This window comes from Vibrio tetraodonis (assembly GCF_003350295.1).
GTDB lineage: Bacteria > Pseudomonadota > Gammaproteobacteria > Enterobacterales > Vibrionaceae > Vibrio > Vibrio tetraodonis.
The window spans coordinates 1-1,022 of the sequence record NZ_QLYY01000036.1 but is presented as its reverse complement, the minus strand read 5'-3'; the positions used below and the strand labels follow the sequence as shown (position 1 = coordinate 1,022).

The following is a 1,022-nucleotide window of genomic DNA, read 5'->3' as shown; positions in this document are numbered from 1 at the left end:
AAGTGCGTCGTAGTCCGGATTGGAGTCTGCAACTCGACTCCATGAAGTCGGAATCGCTAGTAATCGTGGATCAGAATGCCACGGTGAATGCGTTCCCGGGCCTTGTACACACCGCCCGTCACACCATGGGAGTGGGCTGCAAAAGAAGTGGGTAGTTTAACCTTCGGGGGGACGCTCACCACTTTGTGGTTCATGACTGGGGTGAAGTCGTAACAAGGTAGCGCTAGGGGAACCTGGCGCTGGATCACCTCCTTATACGATGATTATTGAGACAAGTGTCCACACAGATTGATGGTTTAGAAGTTTAGAGATGGGGCTATAGCTCAGCTGGGAGAGCGCTTCGCTGGCAGCGAAGAGGTCATCGGTTCGATCCCGATTAATTTGGAAAGCTGACAAAACAATCTTGATTCCTTGTGAATARGATTGTTTGTAAAGTTCTCAATGTTTATCGAAAGATAAACACCAATAAACACATTCAAGTGTTCTTGGAAACAACACCTTAGTGTGTTGTTTATATTTGAGTCCGGCAAAATCGAGTCTGCATCATGTTTAAATAATTGCAGACAACTTTGGTTGTTTAAACAACAACACCAAATATTGCGACGTGGATTTTGGCCTTCAGGCTAGGCGCTGAGAAATGGGTCGACGGGAGTGTGGTTTTTCTACATGACCGAGCCAATTTCGATAGCAACAACGCAGGAAGACAAAAGACCAAGCAAGACTCTTTGGGGTTGTATGGTTAAGTGACTAAGCGTACACGGTGGATGCCTTGGCAGTCAGAGGCGATGAAGGACGTATTAACTTGCGATAAGCCCAGATTAGGTAGTAAAAACCATTTGAGTCTGGGATTTCCGAATGGGGAAACCCAACTGCATAAGCAGTTACTGTTAACTGAATACATAGGTTAACAGAGCGAACCGGGGGAACTGAAACATCTAAGTACCCCGAGGAAAAGAAATCAACCGAGATTCCGAAAGTAGCGGCGAGCGAAATTGGATTAGCCCTTAAGCTTTACACGCGTT

The 1,022-nt window shown here is 46.1% G+C and carries 1 tRNA gene and 2 rRNA genes; all 3 read left to right on the top strand.

The window, feature by feature from the left end:
* Window positions 1-255 (top strand): 16S ribosomal RNA (locus DPF90_RS20170); the annotation flags it as partial.
* Window positions 256-317: 62 nt separating this feature from the next.
* Window positions 318-383, top strand: a tRNA-Ala gene (locus tag DPF90_RS20165).
* A gap of 354 nt (window positions 384-737) precedes the next feature.
* Window positions 738-1,022: ribosomal RNA gene (locus DPF90_RS20160) — 23S ribosomal RNA — on the top strand; the annotation flags it as partial.